We start from the raw sequence: 16,737 nt of genomic DNA, 5'->3' as shown, positions 1-16,737 counted from the left end.
CCGACATGGCCATGGGGTTCGACATGAACGCGGTGGAGGCCGTGATGCTCGCCGGCGTGCGCATCGTCGCCTTCCTCTTCATCGCGCCCCCGTTCTCGTACTCGACGATCCCCGCGCGGGTGAAGGCGATGCTGTCGATCGGGCTGGCGCTCGCCGTCGCCCCGGCCGTGACGCAGGGCTACACCGCGCAGACCACCGGCGCCTTCCTCGTCGACCTGATCCTCCAGGTGGTCGCAGGAGCAGCGCTCGGCTTCCTCGTCTGGCTCGTCTTCGCCGCCGTGCAGTCCGCCGGTGCCGCGATCGACCTCTTCGGCGGCTTCCAGATCGCCGCCGGCTACGACCCCGGCATGCAGATCAACGGCGCGCAGTTCACCCGCCTGTTCCAGATGACCGCTCTCGTGCTCATGTTCACCTCGGGCGGCTACCAGCTCGTGCTCGGCGGCATCACCCGCACCTTCGACGTCCTGCCGGTCACCGGCGCCCTCGACCTCGCGCACCCGGCCGCCCTCATGGTGACCGCGACGACGCAGATGTTCCTCGCGACGCTGCAGATCGCCGGTCCGCTCATCGTGATCCTCTTCCTCACCGACGCCGGCCTCGGCCTGCTCACCCGCGTGGCTCCTGCCCTCAACGCCTTCCAGATGGGCTACCCGCTCAAGATCATGATCACGCTCGGCCTCGGCGGCATGGTGTTCGTCGCCCTGCCGCAGGTCGTCTCGCACCTGGGCGACCAGGCCTTCCAGGCGATGGGAGGTGTGATCTAGATGAGCGACGCCTCCGGAGAGAAGACCGAGCAGGCCACCGAGAAGCGGATGAAAGAGGTCCGCTCCAAGGGCCAGCTCTCCAAGTCGCAGGATCTCGGCGCCTGGGTCGGCGTCGCCGCCGCCGTCTTCATGATGCCCGCGACGATCGCCCGTGCGAAGGCCGCCGGCCTCATGCAGATGGTCAGCGTGCAGGACGTCATCGCCCACCCGACGACGACCCGCGCCACGCAGGCGCTCCGCGACGGCCTCGGCTCGATCGGCGGGATCCTCCTGCCGATGCTCGTCGTCATCGCCGCCGCGGTCCTCGCCGTGTCGGTCGCGCAGGGCGGCGTCCACTTCAAGAAGTCGATCTTGAAGTTCGAGCACTTCAACCCGATCACAGGCCTCAAGCACATGTTCGGCACGCAGGCCCTCTGGAACGGCGCGAAGGTGCTCCTCAAGACGGCCGCGGTCGCGCTCGTCCTCTGGGTCGTCATCAAGGGCCTCATGCCGATCCTGATGAACTCCGGGCTTCCGCTCGAGTCGCTCCTCGCCGCAGCAAGCCACGGCGTCTCCTCGATCACCGTCGCCGCCGTCGCCGCGGGTCTCGCCATGGGCGGCCTCGACGTCATGGTCGTCATCCGCCGCAACCGGAAGAAGACGCGGATGACGAAAAAGGAGATCAAGGACGAGCACAAGCAGTCCGACGGCGATCCGCACATCCGGCAGCAGCGCCGCCAGCGCGCCATCGCGATGAGCCGGAACCGCATGATGGCCAAGGTCGTCGACGCCGACGTCGTCATGATCAACCCGACCGAGTTCGCCGTCGCCCTCCGCTACGAGCCGGGCCGCTCCGCCCCGCGCGTCATCGCGAAGGGCAAGGGCGAGGTCGCCCGCGGCATCCGCGAGAAGGCCGAGGCCGAGGGCATCCCGATGGTCAAGGACATCCCGCTGACCCGCGCCCTGCACCGCCTCTGCGAGCTCGGCGACGAGATCCCCGTCGACCTCTACACCCCGGTCGCCCGCGTCCTCACCTTCGTCATGGCGCTGAAGGCGCGGGGGTCGCGCGACGCGCAGGGCACGCACTCGATGCCCGGCGGAACGATCGCGCTCGACCCCGAGGACGCCCTCGTCGACGAGCAGGACTCCGACGAGATCGTCTCGGATCCTGCGCCCACCCCTGACTTCGCCCCCACCACCTCCCTGATCGGAGCACTCTCATGAAGAATCTCCCCAAGCTCGCAGTGCCGCTCGGCGTCGTAGGAATCGTCCTGCTGCTCGTCGTGCCGGTGCCGTCGTTCCTGCTCGACTTCCTGATCATCTGCAACATCCTGCTGGCGCTGGTGATCCTGCTCACGACGATGTTCGTGAAGAAGCCGATGGACTTCTCGGTGTTCCCGTCGCTGCTGCTCGTCGCGACGCTCTTCCGCCTCGGCCTCAACGTCGCCTCGACGCGGCTCGTGCTCTCGAAGGGGTTCGCCGGTGACGTGATCCAGGCCTTCGGGCACGTCGCGGTCGCAGGATCGATCATCATCGGCTCGGTGATCTTCCTGATCCTGGTCGTGATCCAGTTCGTCGTGGTCACGAAGGGTGCCGAGCGCGTCGCCGAGGTGGGCGCCCGCTTCACCCTCGACGCCATGCCCGGCAAGCAGATGGCCATCGACGCCGACCTCAACGCCGGCCTCATCACCGACGCGATCGCGAAGAAGCGCCGCGCCGAGGTGGCGGCGGAGGCCGACTTCTACGGCGCCATGGACGGCGCCTCGAAGTTCGTCAAGGGCGACGCGATCGCGGGAATCCTGATCATCGTCATCAACCTCATCGGAGGCATCGCGACCGGCATGATGTCGGGCGGACTCGCCATCGGCGACGCGCTGTCGAAGTACGGCATCCTCACCATCGGCGACGGCCTCGTCTCGCAGATCCCGGCGCTGCTCATGGCGGTGTCGACCGGCATGATCGTGACCCGCTCGAACGCGGAGTCCGACCTCGGCTCGACCGCTGGCTCGCAGCTCACCCAGTCGCGCACGGCCGTCATGATCGCCGGCATCGCCGCCTGCGGCATGGCGTTCATCCCGGGCATGCCGATCGTGCCGTTCCTCCTCGTCGGCGCGACCCTCATCGTGATCGCCCAGCGCATCAAGGCGAAGGCCACGGCCGAGGCGAAGGCCGCCGAGCTGGCCGCCCTCACCCAGCCCGAGGCGCCGAAGGAGACCACCGAAGACCTGCTCGAGCAGATGCGCGTGCACGCCCTCGAGATCCTGCTCGCCCCCGACCTCGTCGACATGGTGTCGGGCGCCAGCGACGACCTCCTCGGTCGCGTCAAGGCGCTGCGCCGCAAGATCGCACTCGAGCTGGGAGTCGTCGTGCCACCCGTCCGCACGCGCGACAACGTCGAGCTGCCCCCGTCGACCTACAGCATCAGGATCGCGGGAGTCGAGGCCGGCCGAGGCACCGCCCCCGCCGGCAAGGTCCTCGCCCTCGGCGACTACCTCGACGCCCTGCCCGGCATCGCCACCGTCGAGCCCGTCTTCGGCCTTTCCGGAAAGTGGATCCCGTCCGAGATGCGCCACTCGGCCGAGATGACCGGCGCGACCGTCATCGACCGGGTGTCGGTGCTCGTCACCCACCTGTCGTCGATGATCACGAACAACGCCGCCCGCCTCCTCAGCCGCGAGGACGTCCGCGTGCTCGTCGAGGGGGTCAAGACCGTCAACGCCTCCGCCGTCGACGAGCTGATCCCGTCGATGCTGTCGATGGCCGAGCTGCAGCGCGTGCTGCAGGGCCTCCTTCAGGAGCAGATCCCGATCAACGACCTCGGCCGCATCTGCGAGGCGCTCACCCTCCGCGCCAAGGTGTCGACCGAGCCCGAGGGCTTGATCGAGGCCGCCCGCGCATCGCTCGGCCCGGCGCTCGCCGCGCAGTACCTCGACGAGGGCAAGCTGCGCGTCATCATGATCGACCCGGTGCTCGAGCAGTCGCTGCTCGAGGGTCTGCGCCCCAGCGAGCAGGGCACTCAGATCCTGCTCGACGGGCACCGCATCGAGGCGATCCTCTCGTCGCTCAAGCAGTCCGTCGCCGTGGCGGAGGAGAACGGCGTCTCGGCCGTGCTCGTCTGCGCCCCCGCGCTCCGCCCCGCGATCCGCCGCCTCGTGTCGGCGCAGAACGGCGGACTGCCGGTGCTCTCGTACCAGGAGGCCACCGCGGCGAACGGCACGATCGAGACCATCGGCGTCGTCCGCGCGACCGAGTCGCTCGTCGCCTGAGCCAGCGTCGCGGCTGATCGGGGCGTTCTAGCATGGTGACCATGGCCGGGCAGCGCATCGTGATGAAGGGCAGGTCCCTCGACGAGATCGCCGCCCGGGTCCGCGAAGAGCACGGCCCGCGCGCCCGCATCGTCGAGGCCGCCCGCGTCACCTCCGGCGGCATCGGCATCGCCGGCCTCTTTCAGAAGCGGTACGTCGAGGCGACGGTCGAGCTGCCCGAGCGGGGTCGTCGTGCCGCCGGGCGGCCTGCCGCCGATCCTGCGACCGGACCTGGCGCCTCGGCCGACGAGGTCTTCGCGCCCACGCCCGCCCAGCGCGTCGGCCTCGCAGCGCTGCTGGCCGACGCCGACGACGCCGACGAGGGCTTCGACGGCATCCTGACCGGGTCGCAGGAGCCGTCTCCCGCAGCTCCCAGCACCCCTCCCGTGCCACCCCAGCCGAAGGTCTCGACGCGCTCCGACGCGTTCGCCGAGCTCATGGACGACCTCGCGTTCAACGGCGTGGTGCCCGCCCCCGCGCCTGCTCCGTCGCCCGTGGTCGCGCCCGGCTCGACTCCAGGACATGCGGCTCAGGTTCGGGAAGAGCGGCAGAACGTGGAGTCGGGCGGCGTGGGCGCGGATCCTGCGCCCTCGCGCTTCGGAGGGCAGGAGGCGCCGGCCCTGCTCGACGGGCCGGGGGACCTCATCGTGGTGCTCGGCGAGCGGCCCGACGTGCTCGGCGTGGCGCAGGCGATCGCCGAGGGGTCGACCGGCACCCGGCCCTCGGTGCGTGTTGCCGGGACCGCCGTGAACGGCCGCTTCGTCGCCGTCGACGACCGCCGCTCGGCCCTCGACGCGCGCGCCGCCGGGGTCGAGCTCGACCGCGCCACGATCGTCGCCCTCGGCTGGGACGCCGCCGCGCCGTCCGCCGCCGGCGCCATCGTCGAGGCCCTCGCCGCCGACCAGGTGCTCATCGCCGTCGACGCCGGCCGCAAACACGCCGACACCGAGCGCTGGTTCGCTCAGGCGACCGGCGCCGTGGTCGCCGACGGACTCGCCGTGCACGGCCTCGACAGCACCTCGACGCCCGAGACGGTCGACACGCTGGCGCTGCCCGCGGTCTGGCGCGACGCCTAGCCTGCCGGGTCGCCGACGCGGTTTCCGTCGTTTTCGTTCGGCCCCCGCTAGGCTGGCCGAATGCTGGTGCTGACGCGCAAGGTCGGGGAGAGGATCCTCATCGGTGACGACATCGTGCTGACGATCCTCGACTCCCGGGGCGACGGCATCCGGGTCGGCATCGACGCGCCGCGCGGCGTGAAGGTGCAGCGCGAAGAGGTCGTGCGCGCCGTCACCGAGGCGAACGTCGAGGCCGCCGCCGCCTCGTCGGCCGACGCCGAGGCGAACCTCCGCGACCTGCTCGGCGGCCAGGCGCCGCCCGCCGATCCGCCGGCCTCCGGCGACAAGTAGCCGCTACCTCCCCGGGCTGTGCCCGCTGGTTCGGGTGCCGCTACCTCCCCCCGAACACACTCCGGGAGGGCTCGGGCGACGGCACCGCGGTGGCGTCCGTGACGATCGGCGCCCCGGCCGTGAAGTCGCGCAGCTCGCGCCCGGCCACGACTTTCGCCGGCAGCGGGTCCGCCGAGTAGACCCGCGGCATCTCGTCGATCGGCAGCGGCGCGTGCGACCCGATCAGCACGACGTTGCCGAACCGCCGCCCCTTGAGCGTGCCGGGATCGGCCACCGCCGCCACCGACTCGAACACCGCCGACACGGTCGACGCCTGCCCGCGCGCGAAGGCGAGGCCGGCGCCGTCGGCGGAGTTCACCACGAGCATGCCCCGCGGCGACAGGAACGCCGCGGCGGCCTGGTAGAACTCCAGCGAGGTGACGTGCGCCGGGATCCTGGAGCCGCCGAACACGTCGACCACGAGCAGGTCGACCGTGCCCCGCAGCCCCGCCGGCAGGCGCTCCATCACCTCTCGGGCGTCGCCGTAGCGGATCCGCATCGATGCCCCGCGCGGCAGCGGCAGCGACGCCCGCACCAGGTCGACCAGGTCTTTCTCGAGCTCGATCACCTGCTGCCGCGACCCGGGCCGCGTCGCCTCGACGTAGCGCGGCAGCGTGAGCGCCCCGGCGCCCAGGTGGAGGGCGGTGATGGGGCCGGGCGGCAGGAGGTCGATGGCGTGCCCGATCCTGCGCACGTACTCGAACACCAGGTGCGACGGGTCGTCGAGGTCGACGTGCGACTGCGGGGTGCCGTCGACCACGAGCGTGTACGAGCCGAGGCTGTACCGGTCGGGGTCGATGCGGGCCTGACCGGCGCCGATCGTGATCGAGGGCGCAGGATCCGAGTCCTGCCCTGAGGAAGCCATCCGTCCAGCCTGCCACGCCCGCCCCCACCCGGCCTCCGTGGCAGATCTCCACCCGGGTTCCACCCTCGGGTGGTGGGCCCGGGGTGGCAGTTCGACGACGCTGGAATCAGCTCGAAAGCGCCCGGAAGGGCGCATCAGATCGCACAAGCGTCAGATCGCACAGAAAGGCACTGAAGTGAGCATCCAGCTTCTCTCGAACATCGTCATCGGCATCGCCCTGGTGGGCTTCCTCGCCTTCCGGCAGATGCGGTGGAGCTACGTCGACCGGTCCAGCCTCTGGCGCATGCCGATCATCCTCGCCGTCATCGGCGTCGTCTCGATCGCGAACATGTCGAAGGGCCTCACGATCACCGGCGTCGACATCGCCTTCATCGGCGTCGAGCTGCTCATCTCGGTCGGTCTCGGCCTCGTCATGGGCCGCATCACCGTGTTCCGTCGCGCCACGCAGGCCGATTCGAAGGGCCGCCTGATTCAGGCTCGCACCGGCGGCCTCGGCGCCGCCCTGTGGCTGGTGCTCATCGCGGTCCGCGTCGGCCTCGACGTGGCGGGCGGCTTCATGGGGGCGCACCTGGTCACCGCGACCGGTGTGATCCTCCTCACGGTCGCCGTGAACCGCGCGGCCCGGGCGCTCGTGCTCGACGCCAAGATCCCCGCGGCTCCGGTCATGAGCCGTGTCTGACCCTGCGGACGAAGGCGAGGGCGGCGTGGTTCAGGGCAGGATGTCTGTCGTGACCATGCCGCCCTCGCTCGCCAGGCCGACCGGCCTCGGCCCGTGGCTCAACACGGTCGGGGTGCTCGTCGTCGGCTACTGGCTGCTCTCGGGTCACACCATCGAGGGCGGACTCACGCCCACCATCGCCGTCATCGGCTGCATCGCCCTCGCCGCCTGGGGCGTGCGGGTGCGGTTCCCGAGCGGTCTCCCGCGCGACATTCTGACCTGCATCATGCTCGTCGGCGGCTCGCTGATGGCGGCACCCACGCAGGGACTCCTCATCACCACCGCGGTCATCGCCGTCTCGGGTGCGGGCGCCGATCGTCGCCGGCCGATCGCCTTCTCCGGCGTCCTCGCCGTCGTCGGCATGGCGATCGTCACCGCGACCACCCTCCTCACCCAGTACTCCGGCATCTTCCTGCTCGGCTGCGGCGCCGGCTTCGCGCTGGGCGTCGTGGTCGGCTACAGCCGCAGACAGGCCGTCCTGGCGCAGGATCGCGAGATCGAGCTCGTCGAACGCCGCGCCGAAGCCGACCGTGAACACGAGCGGAGTGCGCTGCTCGCCGACCGGGCCACGATCGCGCGCGACATCCACGACGTCCTCGCCCACAGCCTCGGCGGCCTCGTGATCCAGCTCGACGCCGTCGACGCGCTGCTCGAGGCGGGCCGCACCGACGAGGCGGCCGCCCGCGTGACCGCCGCCCGCACGCTCGCAGCCGACGGGCTGGGCGAGGCGCGCCGCGCCGTCGCCGCCCTCCGCGACCCGTCGCAGGAGTCGCGCGCCGCCGACAGCCTCGCCGCCCCCGACGCCGTCGACCACCTGCTCGACGCGCACGCCGGACTCGGCGGCCGCACCATCGTCGAAGGTCGGTACGAAGGCGACGTCGACGTGCTCGCCACGCTCGACGGGCCGCATCGGCGGGCTCTCGCCGCGATCACCCGCGAGGCGCTGAGCAACGCCCGGCGGCATGCACCGGGCGAAGACGTCTCGGTCGTGTTCGGGCGTGAGTCGTCCGGGATCCTGCGCACCGTCATCTCCAACCGCGTGCCGGCCTCCGTGCCGGGCGAGGCCGGTCCGGGCGACGGCGTCGGCGGCGGCCACGGACTCCTCGGCATGCGCGAGCGAATCGCCGAGCTGGGCGACGCGTCGACCCTCACGGGCGGCGTGCAGGGCGGCCGGTTCGTCGTCGACGTGCGGCTGGTCGCGGGTGCGGCAGCGGCGGCAGCCGGAGGGGGACAAGCATGAGCGAGGCGGGCATCCGGATCCTGGTGGCCGACGACCAGGCCATCGTGCGCGACGGACTGGTCACCCTGCTGTCGCTGGTCGACGGCTTCGAGATCGTGGGGGAGGCGTCGAACGGTCTCGAGGCGGTGCGCCTCGTCGACGAGCTCTCACCCGACGTCGTGCTGATGGACCTCCGCATGCCCGAGCTCGGCGGCGCGGAGGCGACCCAGCGCGTGCTCGCGGCGCACCCCGAGGTGGCTGTGCTCGTGCTCACGACCTTCGCCGACGACGAGTCGATCGTCGGCGCACTCCGGGCCGGCGCCCGCGGCTACCTCACGAAGGACGCCGGCCGCACCGAGCTCACGAGCGCCATCCGCGCCGTCGCCGCGGGCCAGTCGACGTTCGACGCCTCGGTCGGAGCCCTCCTCGTGCAGAGCCTCACCCACGGCGCGACGCCGCAGCCCTCCGAGGCTCCGGGCGCAGGATCAGCAGCCCTCGACGCCGACACCCTCCGCACCCGGCACCCGGCCCTCACCCCCCGTGAGGCCGAGGTCTTCGCCCTCATCGCCGAGGGCCGCTCGAACCCCGAGATCGCGGCGGCGCTCTTCGTCAGCGTCGCGACCGTAAAGGCGCACGTGAACACGATCTTCGCGAAGCTTGGCGTCACGACGCGGGCGCAGGCGATGGCGCTCGCCCTCCGCTGAGCACGGATTCTCGAGGCGGACGCACCCCTCATTCGGGGGTTATTCTTGTGAGGACCCGTCGGCTCTGCAGGCCTCAGCACGATCGCGATCCGCCACGCTCACCCAAAGCGAGACGGACCGCCGAGGCCGGTCCGAGCCACCTACCCGATCCACGAAGGTTGCTTCATGCCTGTCGCGCAGTCCTCCCGCGCCCTCGACACGTCTCTGCCCGCTCCCCGCCGCCGTTCCGCACGTCGACTGCTCGCCCTCCTCGGCGCCGGTGCGCTCGCGGTCGCCGGCCTCACCGTCGGGCTTTCGGCTCCTGCGTCCGCCGCCGTCATCTCGGGTGCGATCTCGAACGTGACCGTCGGCCCGACCAACCCCGAGCAGGGAAGCCAGCTGACCACCAGCATCGACTGGAAGGTGCCCGACAACACCAAGGCGGGCGACACCTTCACGCTCACCCTCAGCAGCCACCTCAAAGACCTCCCCGGCGGCTTCTCCCTGAAAGACCCCGCCACCGGCGCGGTCGTGGCCACCGCCACGCTGTCCGACACCAGCCCGTCGGTCGTCACGTTCACCATGACGGCCTACGCGTCGACCCACATCGCCACGCACGGCACCGCCTTCGTGAAGAGCGACTTCGACACCAACTCGACCCCGTCCGGCGTCGCGACGCCGTTCACGTCGACGACGAACGACGGCCGCAGCTTCACCACCGTGATCACGCCGACGGGCACGGTCGGCGACACCGCGGCGCCCAACAAGTACGGCGACTACACCCGCGGCGACCAGGGCCGCACCGACCCGACCGACTTCCTCGCCTACACGGTCGTCACACCCGAGGGCGCGCTCGACGGCTCGACGATCACCGACTCGGTGCCCGCCGGCCAGTCGTGGACCTTCGACTGCGACACCCTCCAGGTCCTCGACGGCACGTTCGGCGCCAGCGGCTTCGTCGACAGCTACGCGCCGACGACCCCCGTGTCGCAGTCGTGCACGCCCACCGCGATCTCCGTCACCTTCGGCCCCGTCGCCGAGGGCCACCTCGACTCGATCCAGTACTCGGTGAGCCTCCCGGCCGCCACCGGCGCCGAGACCGCCGCGCAGACGTTCCTCAACCAGGCTGAGGTCGACTGGACCCCGACCGGCGGCACCGCCCAGAACAGCACCGTCTTCGCGTCGAACACCCAGTCGTCCGACGGCGGCACGGGCGTCGGCACGCCTCGCGGCCCGGGCGGCACCGATGGCACAGGATCCGGCGACACGACCACCGGCGGAACCACCGGCGCCGTAGCAGCCGCCTCGGCCGGCGACGCGGGCACCGAGCTCGCGTTCACGGGCTCGAACACGAGCGCGCCGCTTTCCCTCGCCGCCGGGCTCCTGGCCCTCGGCGGTGCGCTGACCGTCGTGGCCGGCGTCCGCCGCCGCCGCGCCGCCCGCTAGGCGACCGGCCGCACGACACCGCCGAACGGCCGTCGAACCTCCCCGTGGGGCGGTTCGACGGCCGTTCGGCTGTTCGACGAGCGAACGACTCTTTCTCAGGTTCTCTTCTCTCGACCCCCGTTCGGGGGCTAGGGTGGCACCACACCCGCTCTGGCGCTGTCGGCCCCCAACGATCACGCGCGCGCTCGTCCACCCAAGACCTTCGCGCGCACGGAGGCCAGCAGGGCCTGCTACCCGAGTCCCGAAGGTCCTGCATGTCCATCGCGCTGCCCTCCCGCGCCCGCCGTACATCCTCGCCCGAAGCCCCGTCGCACCGTCGCGCCCCGCGCGTCCTCGCGGCGCTCGCCGTGGCGGCTCTCGCGATCGCGGGTGCCACGCTCGGCCTGTCGGCTCCGGCCTCCGCCGCGATGATCTCCGGAGCCATCACCGACGTCTCGATCACGCCGACCTCCCCTGCCGAGGGCGGACAGGTCACGACCAACATCGACTGGAAGGTCCCCGACGGCACGCAGGAGGGAGACACGTTCACCCTGACGCTGAGCTCGTACCTCAAGAACCTGCCGCTCGGCTTCGCGCTGCGCGACCCGGCCACCGGCGCCATCGTTGCCAACGCGACGCTGTCGAGCACGTCGCCGGCGGTCATCACGTTCACCATGACGGCCTACGCGTCGCAGCACTTCGAGACGCACGGCACCGCCTTCGTCACCTCGAACTTCAACGCCCAGGCCGTCCCGGCGGGCGTGCCGACGACATTCACGTCGACGACCGGCGACGGGCAGACCTTCAGCACCGTCGTCACGCCGACCGGTGGCACGCCCGCCGGCACCGCGTCGCCCACGAAGTACGGCTCGTTCGCCCGTGCCGACCAGGGCCGCACCGACCCGACCGACTTCCTCATCTTCCACGTCACGACGCCCGAGGGGCCGTTCGACTCGGCCACGATCCGCGACGCGGTGCCGGCCGGCCAGACCTGGACCTACGACTGCTCGACGATCCAGTTCCAGAACGGCACGCTCAACGCGCAGGGCCAGTTCGTCTCCGCAACGGCGGCGACGCCGACTGCGCAGTCGTGCACCACGACCTCGCTCACGGCGTCGTTCGGCGCCCAGGTGGCGGGCCACGTCTACCGCGTGCGCATCGCCGCGAGCCTCGCGGCTGCCACCGGTGACACCACGCCGGCCCAGACGTTCCGCAACACGGCGAACGTCTCGTGGGTGACGGCGGGCACCCCGCACGCGCAGAGCGTCCAGTCGGCCACCACGCAGGCGACGGGCGGCGGCACCGGAGTCGGCACGAACCCGGTCGCGGCCGTCGCGATCACGAAGGGCGACAGCCTGGGCAACGCGGCCGACACCGAGGCGACCGCGGCCACCCTCCCCGCCGACGGCGAGGCGACGCTCGAGTACGTCGTCACCAACACCGGCACCGACGCCCTCACGAACGTCCAGGTCGCCGACCAGGTGCTGGCGAACGGCACGGTGACGGGCCTCACCTGCGACTTCACCGCCCTCGGCGGTCCGGCGTCGGGCACCTCGTTCTCCGGCCACTTCCCCGTGGGCGCCACCTTCGACTGCACCGCGTCCCTCTCGGGCGTGGCCGCGGCCGCGGGCGACCACCACGACATCGGCACGGTCACGGCGACCGGCGTCACCTCCGCCTCGAACGTCACGGCGAGCAACGACTACTGGGCCGTCGTCACCGCGCAGCCGGCCGGCGGCGCTCCGACCGGCCCGGGCAACGGGACGACCGGCCCGGGCGCTCCCGGAACGCCGGGCGGCACCGGGACGGGCGGGAACGGCGGCGGCACGACGGGTGCGGGCGGTGCGCCGGCCGGGGGTCCCGTGGCTCCTGCCGCCACCGACGTCACGCCCGTGAACACGGCGTCGTCGCTCGCCTACACCGGCACCGACGTGGTCGGCCCGCTCGGCGTGGCCGGATCGCTGCTGGGTCTCGGCCTCGTGCTCAGCGTGGTCGCAGGAGTCCGGCGCCGCCGCCGGGCGTAACCCTCGCCGCCGACAGACGCCTTCGGCCGCCGCGCCTCCCCGGTGGAGGTCCGGCGGCCGAGCCGCGTCTCGCGTGGTCAGTCGTCGAGCTCGGTGTCGCGCGCTGCGGGGATCTCGTGCGGCCAGCGGAGCGTGATGATCGTGCCCTCGCCGGGAGCGCTCTCGATCTCGGCGCGGCCGCCGGACGCCGCGACGCGCTCCAGGATCGACACGCGCACGCCGAGCCGCTCCGAGCGCACCGAGGGGTCGAACCCCGCGCCGTCGTCGCCGACCCGGATCACGGCCACACCGTTGTCGCCGGTCACGGACACCCACCGGTTCACACCGTCGCCGGCGTGCTGGCGGCTGTTCACGAGCGCCTGCACGGCCGCGTCGCCGAGCGACTGCGCGACCTCGCCCGAGAGCTCGATGTCTCCGGCGTCGTCGGGCGGGGTGATCGCGGCGTCGAGGGCGAGGCGCTCGATGGTCTTCTCGAGGCGGTCGCGCACCAGGGTGAGGGGGACTGCGCCGGATCCTGCGAGCGGGGTCGCCGCCGCCGACGCGAGGCGGTTCATGCTCGCCTCGGCCATGCCCACGGCCAGCGTCCGGTCGCGCGCCGTGAAGGCCCGCGCCGCCGAGAGCATGGCGGTGAGCACGCCGTCGTGCACGATCGAGTCGACGGTGGTGCGCTCGACCTCGGTGGCGTGCTGGCGCACCGCCTCGGCGTAGCGCGCCACGGCGCCGGCCTGCGCGGCGTCGGCGCCGTCGGAGGCCCGTCGCAGCAGCTCGGCCAGGATGAGGATCGCAGCGCCCAGGATCGCCGTGAACACGGCGTCGAGCACGGCGTGCAGCACGTCGGCCCCGCCGCCCGAGGGCGTCGTCCGCACCACGGCGTAGACGGCGGGCACGACCACGAGATAGACCGCCGTCACCTGCGGGCTGAACGCGACGACCGCGGCGGCCAGGGCGATGTTGCAGATGAACCAGAGCCAGGGCGGCGCCGGCTGCACGACGGCGGGATCGCTCACGGAGAGCGGCCAGGTGATCAGTGCCACCACGAACATGATCGGCACGATGGCGGTGATCGTCGACACGAGGCGGGCGCTGAAGCCGGCGACGGCCGTCAGCAGAAGACCCCCGAAGAGCAGGATCGCGAGCACCGCGCCCCAGGGCTGCTTCAGCTCGTCCTGCTGCCCGATGGCGAAGGGGACGGCCTGCGCCCCGAAGACGACGCTGAAGACGGCCACCGAACGGCCGATGATGCGCTCGATGGAGAGCCGCGTGAGCGGCTTCAGCGGCCCACGCCGTCGTGGGACCGGCGCGAGCTCGGACTCGCGAAGTGACATTCTTCTGATCCAGGTCGAACGATGTCGCGCTCTCGGGGTCTGCGCGACGCCTCGAACATAACAACGGCCGTCGCCGGAATCACCCCCGAGCGGCGAAAACAGCCGTCAACTGGGGGTCTGCGATCGCGATGCGCACTCGTCGACGAGCGATGCAGGCGGCCCCGATAGCATCCACAGCATGACCGACACCGCCCTCATCACCGGAGCCTCGACCGGCATCGGCGCCGCGTTCGCCCGCCGCCTCGCCGCAGACGGCCTCGACCTCGTCCTCGTCGCCCGCAGCGAGCAGAAGCTCTCCGAGCTGGCCGACGTGATCCGGGCCGAGTCGGGCGTGACGGTCACGGTGCTGGCTCGCGACCTGGGGGAGGACGGCGCCAGCCGCGCGCTGTTCGACGACGTCGCCGCCGCGGGCATCACCGTCGACTTCCTCATGAACAACGCCGGCTTCGGAGCCCACGCCGCCGTCGCCGACTCCGACCCCGACCGCCTCGGCGCCATGGTGCGGCTCAACTGCGAGGTCGTCACCGAGCTCTCGCAGCGCTTCCTGCCCGGCATGATCGCACGGCACCACGGCACCATCGTGAACGTGGCGAGCAACGCCGCCTACCAGCCGCTGCCCACGATGGCGACCTATGGGGCCACGAAGGCGTTCGTGCTCTCCTTCACCGAGGCGCTGTGGCACGAGGTCAAGGGCACCGGCGTCCGCGTGCTCGCCCTCTGCCCCGGCCCGACCGACACCCCGTTCTTCGAGATCGCCGGCGAGGACTTCGCGGGCGAGTCCAAGCGCACCACCGACCAGCTCATCGCGACCGCCAAGCGCGCGCTCGCCCAGGGCCGGCCGAGCGTCGTCGACGGCCCGCGCAACTCGCTGCTGGCGCACACCGTCGGCCTCCTGCCGAAGCGCGCTGCGCTCTGGGGCGCCGAGAAGTTCGTCGCGCCCCGCGCCTGACCTCCTCCTGCGACACAACGCGACACCTGCGACGCGCCAGAGCGTCGCAGTTGTCGCGTTGTGTCGCGGTCGGCACCGGCTAGAGGGGCCGCAGCGACTCCGCCGCCCCGCGTGCCACCGCCGCCGACACGGCGTCGAGCAGCGTCGACCGCAGGTTCCACCGCTGCCAGTAAAGAGGCACGTCGAGCGGCGACTCCGGCGCGAGCTCGACCAAGGCCCCCGAAGCGATGAGGCCCAGGCACTGCTGCTCGGGCAGCACGCCCCACCCGAACCCGAGCGCCACAGCGCGGGCGAAGTCGTCCGACGTCGGGATGCAGTGCCGCGGCCCCGCTCCCGGGGCGCCGAGACGCTCCCGCAGAAAGGCCTCCTGCAGGTCGTCGTTGCGGTCGAAGTGCACCACCCGGGCCCGCAGGAGCCCGGCCGAGACGCCCCCGTCCGATCCTGCGCCCGCCTCGCCACCCCCGCCCAGCCACCGCTCGCGGAACCCCGGCGAGCACACCGCCCGATACCTCATCGCCCCGAGCGGGCTCGTGACGCAGCCCTGCACCGGCTCGCGCGTCGAGGTGACCGCCGCCATGACCGCGCCCTGGCGGAGGAGCCGCGTGGTGTGCTCCTGGTCCTCGCGGTGGAGGTCGAACACGACGCCGATCTCGTCGCCGAGCCCGGCGAGCGAGGCGAGGAACCAGGTCGCGAGGCTGTCGGCGTTCACGGCGAGGGGCATGCGGGTGGCGGGCGGGCGGTCGCCTGGAGGGGAGTCTGATCCTGCGGCCTGATCGTCACCGCCGCCGAGCTCGCGGAGCGTGTCGGCCTCGAGCAGCGCCACCTGCCGTGCGAAGCGCAGCATGACGTCGCCCGCCTCCGTGAGCGTGACCGGCGTGGTGCGCTGCACGAGGACGCGGCCGGCCTGCTGCTCCATCGCCTTCACGCGCTGCGACACGGCTGACGGCGTGACATGCAGCTTGCGGGCGGCGGCGTCGAACGTGCCCTCGTCGACGAGGGCGGCGAGAGTCTCGAGCTGCTCCGTCTGCATAAGCAGAGCTTACGCAGCATCAGAAAAGTGAGCTGTACTTCATGCAGCGCGCTCCCTAGCGTGGGGGCCATGACCTCGCCCGCCCTCGCCGCCCTGCTCGGCCTCGCCACCGGCCTGTCGCTCATCGTGGCGATCGGCGCGCAGAACGCGTTCGTGCTGCGGCTCGGCATCGCCGGTCGGGCGAAGGTCATCGCGCCGGTCGTCGCGATCTGCGCGCTCTCCGACGCGGTGCTCATCTCGGCGGGCGTCGCCGGCATCGGCGCGCTGATCCAGGCGGCGCCGGTCGCGCTGATCGTGATCCGGGTGATCGGCTCGGGGTTCCTCATCGTCTATGGGCTGATGGCCGCCCGCCGCGCGTTCCGACCCGGCTCGCTCGACCCCGCCGACGACGTCACGAACCCCCGGGGCGCAGGATCCGACACCTCCGCCCTCCGAAAGGCGATCGTCACCGCCCTCGCCTTCACGTGGCTGAACCCCCACGTGTACCTCGACACCGTGCTGTTCCTCGGCTCCGTCGCCAACCACCAGGGGCCCGACGCGCGCTGGTTCTTCGCCGCGGGCGCGGTCCTCGGCTCGTTCCTGTGGTTCTCGGCGCTCGGATTCGGCGCGCGGCTCCTGCGCCCCGTCTTCGCCCGGCCGGCAGCCTGGCGCGTGCTCGACGGGATCATCGCCGTCGTGATGGTCGCCCTCGGAGTGCACCTGGCGGTGGGAATGTGACGGCCGCTCGGCCGCTTATACAGGTGTTCGCAAAAAAGGTCAACGATCAGGTAGACAAGGCGCGTCGCGTCGAACTATGCTTGACCCTTGCGCTACCCGTGCGTTCAGTCGTCATATTGCGGTCGTCTGGAGCCTGATTCGAATATCGCGGCGAATCAGTGGCTGTCCCGTCTGAGTCTCACGACTCCAGGGCACCGGGGTCGCACGACCTCAGGTGAGCAGAGTCTCACCTGAGCAGAACACCACAACGTACTGTCCGACAGACGACATAGGTCCCTCTTGGGGCCAC

Annotated in this window: 15 protein-coding genes; 12 read left to right on the top strand and 3 right to left on the bottom strand. The window is 71.8% G+C overall.

Features of this window, described 5'->3' with window-relative positions:
- Nucleotides 1–11 precede the first annotated feature (11 nt).
- Genes C8E83_RS13270 through csrA form a run of 5 tightly spaced genes read left to right on the top strand, consistent with a single transcriptional unit; the run spans nt 12 to nt 5,454 of the window.
- The gene (locus C8E83_RS13270; RefSeq protein ID WP_425454768.1) at nt 12–764 is read left to right on the top strand and encodes a flagellar biosynthetic protein FliR; all 753 of its coding nucleotides are present in this window, start codon (nt 12–14) and stop codon (nt 762–764) included.
- Nucleotides 765–1,967, top strand: coding sequence for an EscU/YscU/HrcU family type III secretion system export apparatus switch protein (locus C8E83_RS13265; RefSeq protein WP_121370328.1), 1,203 nt, complete (start codon nt 765–767; stop codon nt 1,965–1,967).
- A complete protein-coding gene (locus C8E83_RS13260) occupies nt 1,964–4,009 on the top strand; it encodes a flagellar biosynthesis protein FlhA (RefSeq protein ID WP_121370327.1) in 2,046 nt (681 codons plus the stop codon). The genes C8E83_RS13265 and C8E83_RS13260 overlap by 4 nt, the downstream gene beginning before the upstream one ends.
- 41 nt (nt 4,010–4,050) lie before the next feature.
- Nucleotides 4,051–5,124 (top strand): hypothetical protein, encoded by a 1,074-nt coding sequence (locus C8E83_RS13255; protein ID WP_147430174.1) that lies wholly within the window; start codon nt 4,051–4,053, stop codon nt 5,122–5,124.
- 60 nt (nt 5,125–5,184) lie between these two features.
- The gene (gene csrA / locus C8E83_RS13250; RefSeq protein ID WP_121370325.1) at nt 5,185–5,454 is read left to right on the top strand and encodes a carbon storage regulator CsrA; all 270 of its coding nucleotides are present in this window, start codon (nt 5,185–5,187) and stop codon (nt 5,452–5,454) included.
- A gap of 40 nt (nt 5,455–5,494) precedes the next feature.
- On the opposite strand, the gene C8E83_RS13245 is transcribed toward csrA, so the two are convergent.
- Nucleotides 5,495–6,358: a spermidine synthase gene (locus C8E83_RS13245; RefSeq protein ID WP_121370324.1), complete on the bottom strand. Its 864-nt coding sequence runs from the start codon at nt 6,356–6,358 to the stop codon at nt 5,495–5,497.
- Nucleotides 6,359–6,533: 175 nt separating this feature from the next.
- Here C8E83_RS13245 and C8E83_RS13240 point away from each other — a divergent pair, with 175 nt between their 5' ends.
- The 5 genes from C8E83_RS13240 to C8E83_RS13220 all read left to right on the top strand — a co-directional run bounded on the left by C8E83_RS13240 (nt 6,534) and on the right by C8E83_RS13220 (nt 12,427).
- Nucleotides 6,534–7,037 carry a hypothetical protein gene (locus C8E83_RS13240; protein WP_121370323.1) on the top strand — a complete coding sequence of 168 codons (504 nt, stop codon included), beginning with the start codon at nt 6,534–6,536 and terminating at the stop codon, nt 7,035–7,037.
- 55 nt (nt 7,038–7,092) lie between these two features.
- Nucleotides 7,093–8,316, top strand: a complete 1,224-nt coding sequence (locus tag C8E83_RS13235) for a sensor histidine kinase (RefSeq protein ID WP_245981968.1) — start codon at nt 7,093–7,095, stop codon at nt 8,314–8,316.
- Complete coding sequence (locus tag C8E83_RS13230; RefSeq protein WP_121370321.1) at nt 8,313–8,999, top strand: response regulator transcription factor; 687 nt, start codon at nt 8,313–8,315, stop codon at nt 8,997–8,999. Before C8E83_RS13235 ends, C8E83_RS13230 begins: the two co-directional genes overlap by 4 nt.
- Before the next feature lie 165 nt (nt 9,000–9,164).
- Nucleotides 9,165–10,424, top strand: a complete 1,260-nt coding sequence (locus C8E83_RS13225; protein WP_121370320.1) for an Ig-like domain-containing protein — start codon at nt 9,165–9,167, stop codon at nt 10,422–10,424.
- Between the two features lie 254 nt (nt 10,425–10,678).
- Nucleotides 10,679–12,427, top strand: coding sequence for an Ig-like domain-containing protein (locus tag C8E83_RS13220; RefSeq protein WP_121370319.1), 1,749 nt, complete (start codon nt 10,679–10,681; stop codon nt 12,425–12,427).
- Between the two features lie 77 nt (nt 12,428–12,504).
- Here C8E83_RS13220 and C8E83_RS19560 read toward each other — a convergent pair whose 3' ends face one another.
- Nucleotides 12,505–13,752, bottom strand: a complete 1,248-nt coding sequence (locus C8E83_RS19560; protein ID WP_170159936.1) for a sensor histidine kinase — start codon at nt 13,750–13,752, stop codon at nt 12,505–12,507.
- Nucleotides 13,753–13,930: 178 nt separating this feature from the next.
- Between C8E83_RS19560 and C8E83_RS13210 the strand changes: the two genes are divergently transcribed.
- Nucleotides 13,931–14,701 (top strand): SDR family NAD(P)-dependent oxidoreductase, encoded by a 771-nt coding sequence (locus C8E83_RS13210; RefSeq protein WP_121370318.1) that lies wholly within the window; start codon nt 13,931–13,933, stop codon nt 14,699–14,701.
- A 79-nt stretch (nt 14,702–14,780) separates the two neighbouring features.
- On the opposite strand, the gene C8E83_RS13205 is transcribed toward C8E83_RS13210, so the two are convergent.
- Nucleotides 14,781–15,731 carry a LysR family transcriptional regulator ArgP gene (locus tag C8E83_RS13205; protein WP_211331700.1) on the bottom strand — a complete coding sequence of 317 codons (951 nt, stop codon included), beginning with the start codon at nt 15,729–15,731 and terminating at the stop codon, nt 14,781–14,783.
- 69 nt (nt 15,732–15,800) lie between these two features.
- Between C8E83_RS13205 and C8E83_RS13200 the strand changes: the two genes are divergently transcribed.
- Nucleotides 15,801–16,448: a LysE/ArgO family amino acid transporter gene (locus C8E83_RS13200; RefSeq protein WP_121371907.1), complete on the top strand. Its 648-nt coding sequence runs from the start codon at nt 15,801–15,803 to the stop codon at nt 16,446–16,448.
- The last annotated feature ends 289 nt before the right edge of the window (nt 16,449–16,737 follow it).

It is taken from the genome of Frondihabitans australicus (assembly GCF_003634555.1).
Classification (GTDB): Bacteria; Actinomycetota; Actinomycetes; order Actinomycetales; family Microbacteriaceae; genus Frondihabitans; species Frondihabitans australicus.
Note: the sequence above shows the minus strand (reverse complement) of the source record. Positions and strands in the feature narration are given on the sequence as shown.

Bases quoted from the DNA above. Each gene is read 5' to 3' on its own strand.
- C8E83_RS13235 (WP_245981968.1), top strand. From the start codon at position 7,093: ATGCCGCCCTCGCTCGCCAGGCCGACCGGCCTCGGCCCGTGGCTCAAC.
- C8E83_RS19560 (WP_170159936.1), bottom strand. From the start codon at position 13,752: ATGTCACTTCGCGAGTCCGAGCTCGCGCCGGTCCCACGACGGCGTGGG.
- C8E83_RS13200 (WP_121371907.1), top strand. From the start codon at position 15,801: ATGACCTCGCCCGCCCTCGCCGCCCTGCTCGGCCTCGCCACCGGCCTG.
- C8E83_RS13220 (WP_121370319.1), top strand. From the start codon at position 10,679: ATGTCCATCGCGCTGCCCTCCCGCGCCCGCCGTACATCCTCGCCCGAA.
- C8E83_RS13210 (WP_121370318.1), top strand. From the start codon at position 13,931: ATGACCGACACCGCCCTCATCACCGGAGCCTCGACCGGCATCGGCGCC.
- C8E83_RS13265 (WP_121370328.1), top strand. From the start codon at position 765: ATGAGCGACGCCTCCGGAGAGAAGACCGAGCAGGCCACCGAGAAGCGG.
- C8E83_RS13245 (WP_121370324.1), bottom strand. From the start codon at position 6,358: ATGGCTTCCTCAGGGCAGGACTCGGATCCTGCGCCCTCGATCACGATC.
- C8E83_RS13225 (WP_121370320.1), top strand. From the start codon at position 9,165: ATGCCTGTCGCGCAGTCCTCCCGCGCCCTCGACACGTCTCTGCCCGCT.
- csrA (WP_121370325.1), top strand. From the start codon at position 5,185: ATGCTGGTGCTGACGCGCAAGGTCGGGGAGAGGATCCTCATCGGTGAC.
- C8E83_RS13270 (WP_425454768.1), top strand. From the start codon at position 12: ATGGGGTTCGACATGAACGCGGTGGAGGCCGTGATGCTCGCCGGCGTG.
- C8E83_RS13230 (WP_121370321.1), top strand. From the start codon at position 8,313: ATGAGCGAGGCGGGCATCCGGATCCTGGTGGCCGACGACCAGGCCATC.
- C8E83_RS13260 (WP_121370327.1), top strand. From the start codon at position 1,964: ATGAAGAATCTCCCCAAGCTCGCAGTGCCGCTCGGCGTCGTAGGAATC.
- C8E83_RS13205 (WP_211331700.1), bottom strand. From the start codon at position 15,731: ATGCAGACGGAGCAGCTCGAGACTCTCGCCGCCCTCGTCGACGAGGGC.
- C8E83_RS13255 (WP_147430174.1), top strand. From the start codon at position 4,051: ATGGCCGGGCAGCGCATCGTGATGAAGGGCAGGTCCCTCGACGAGATC.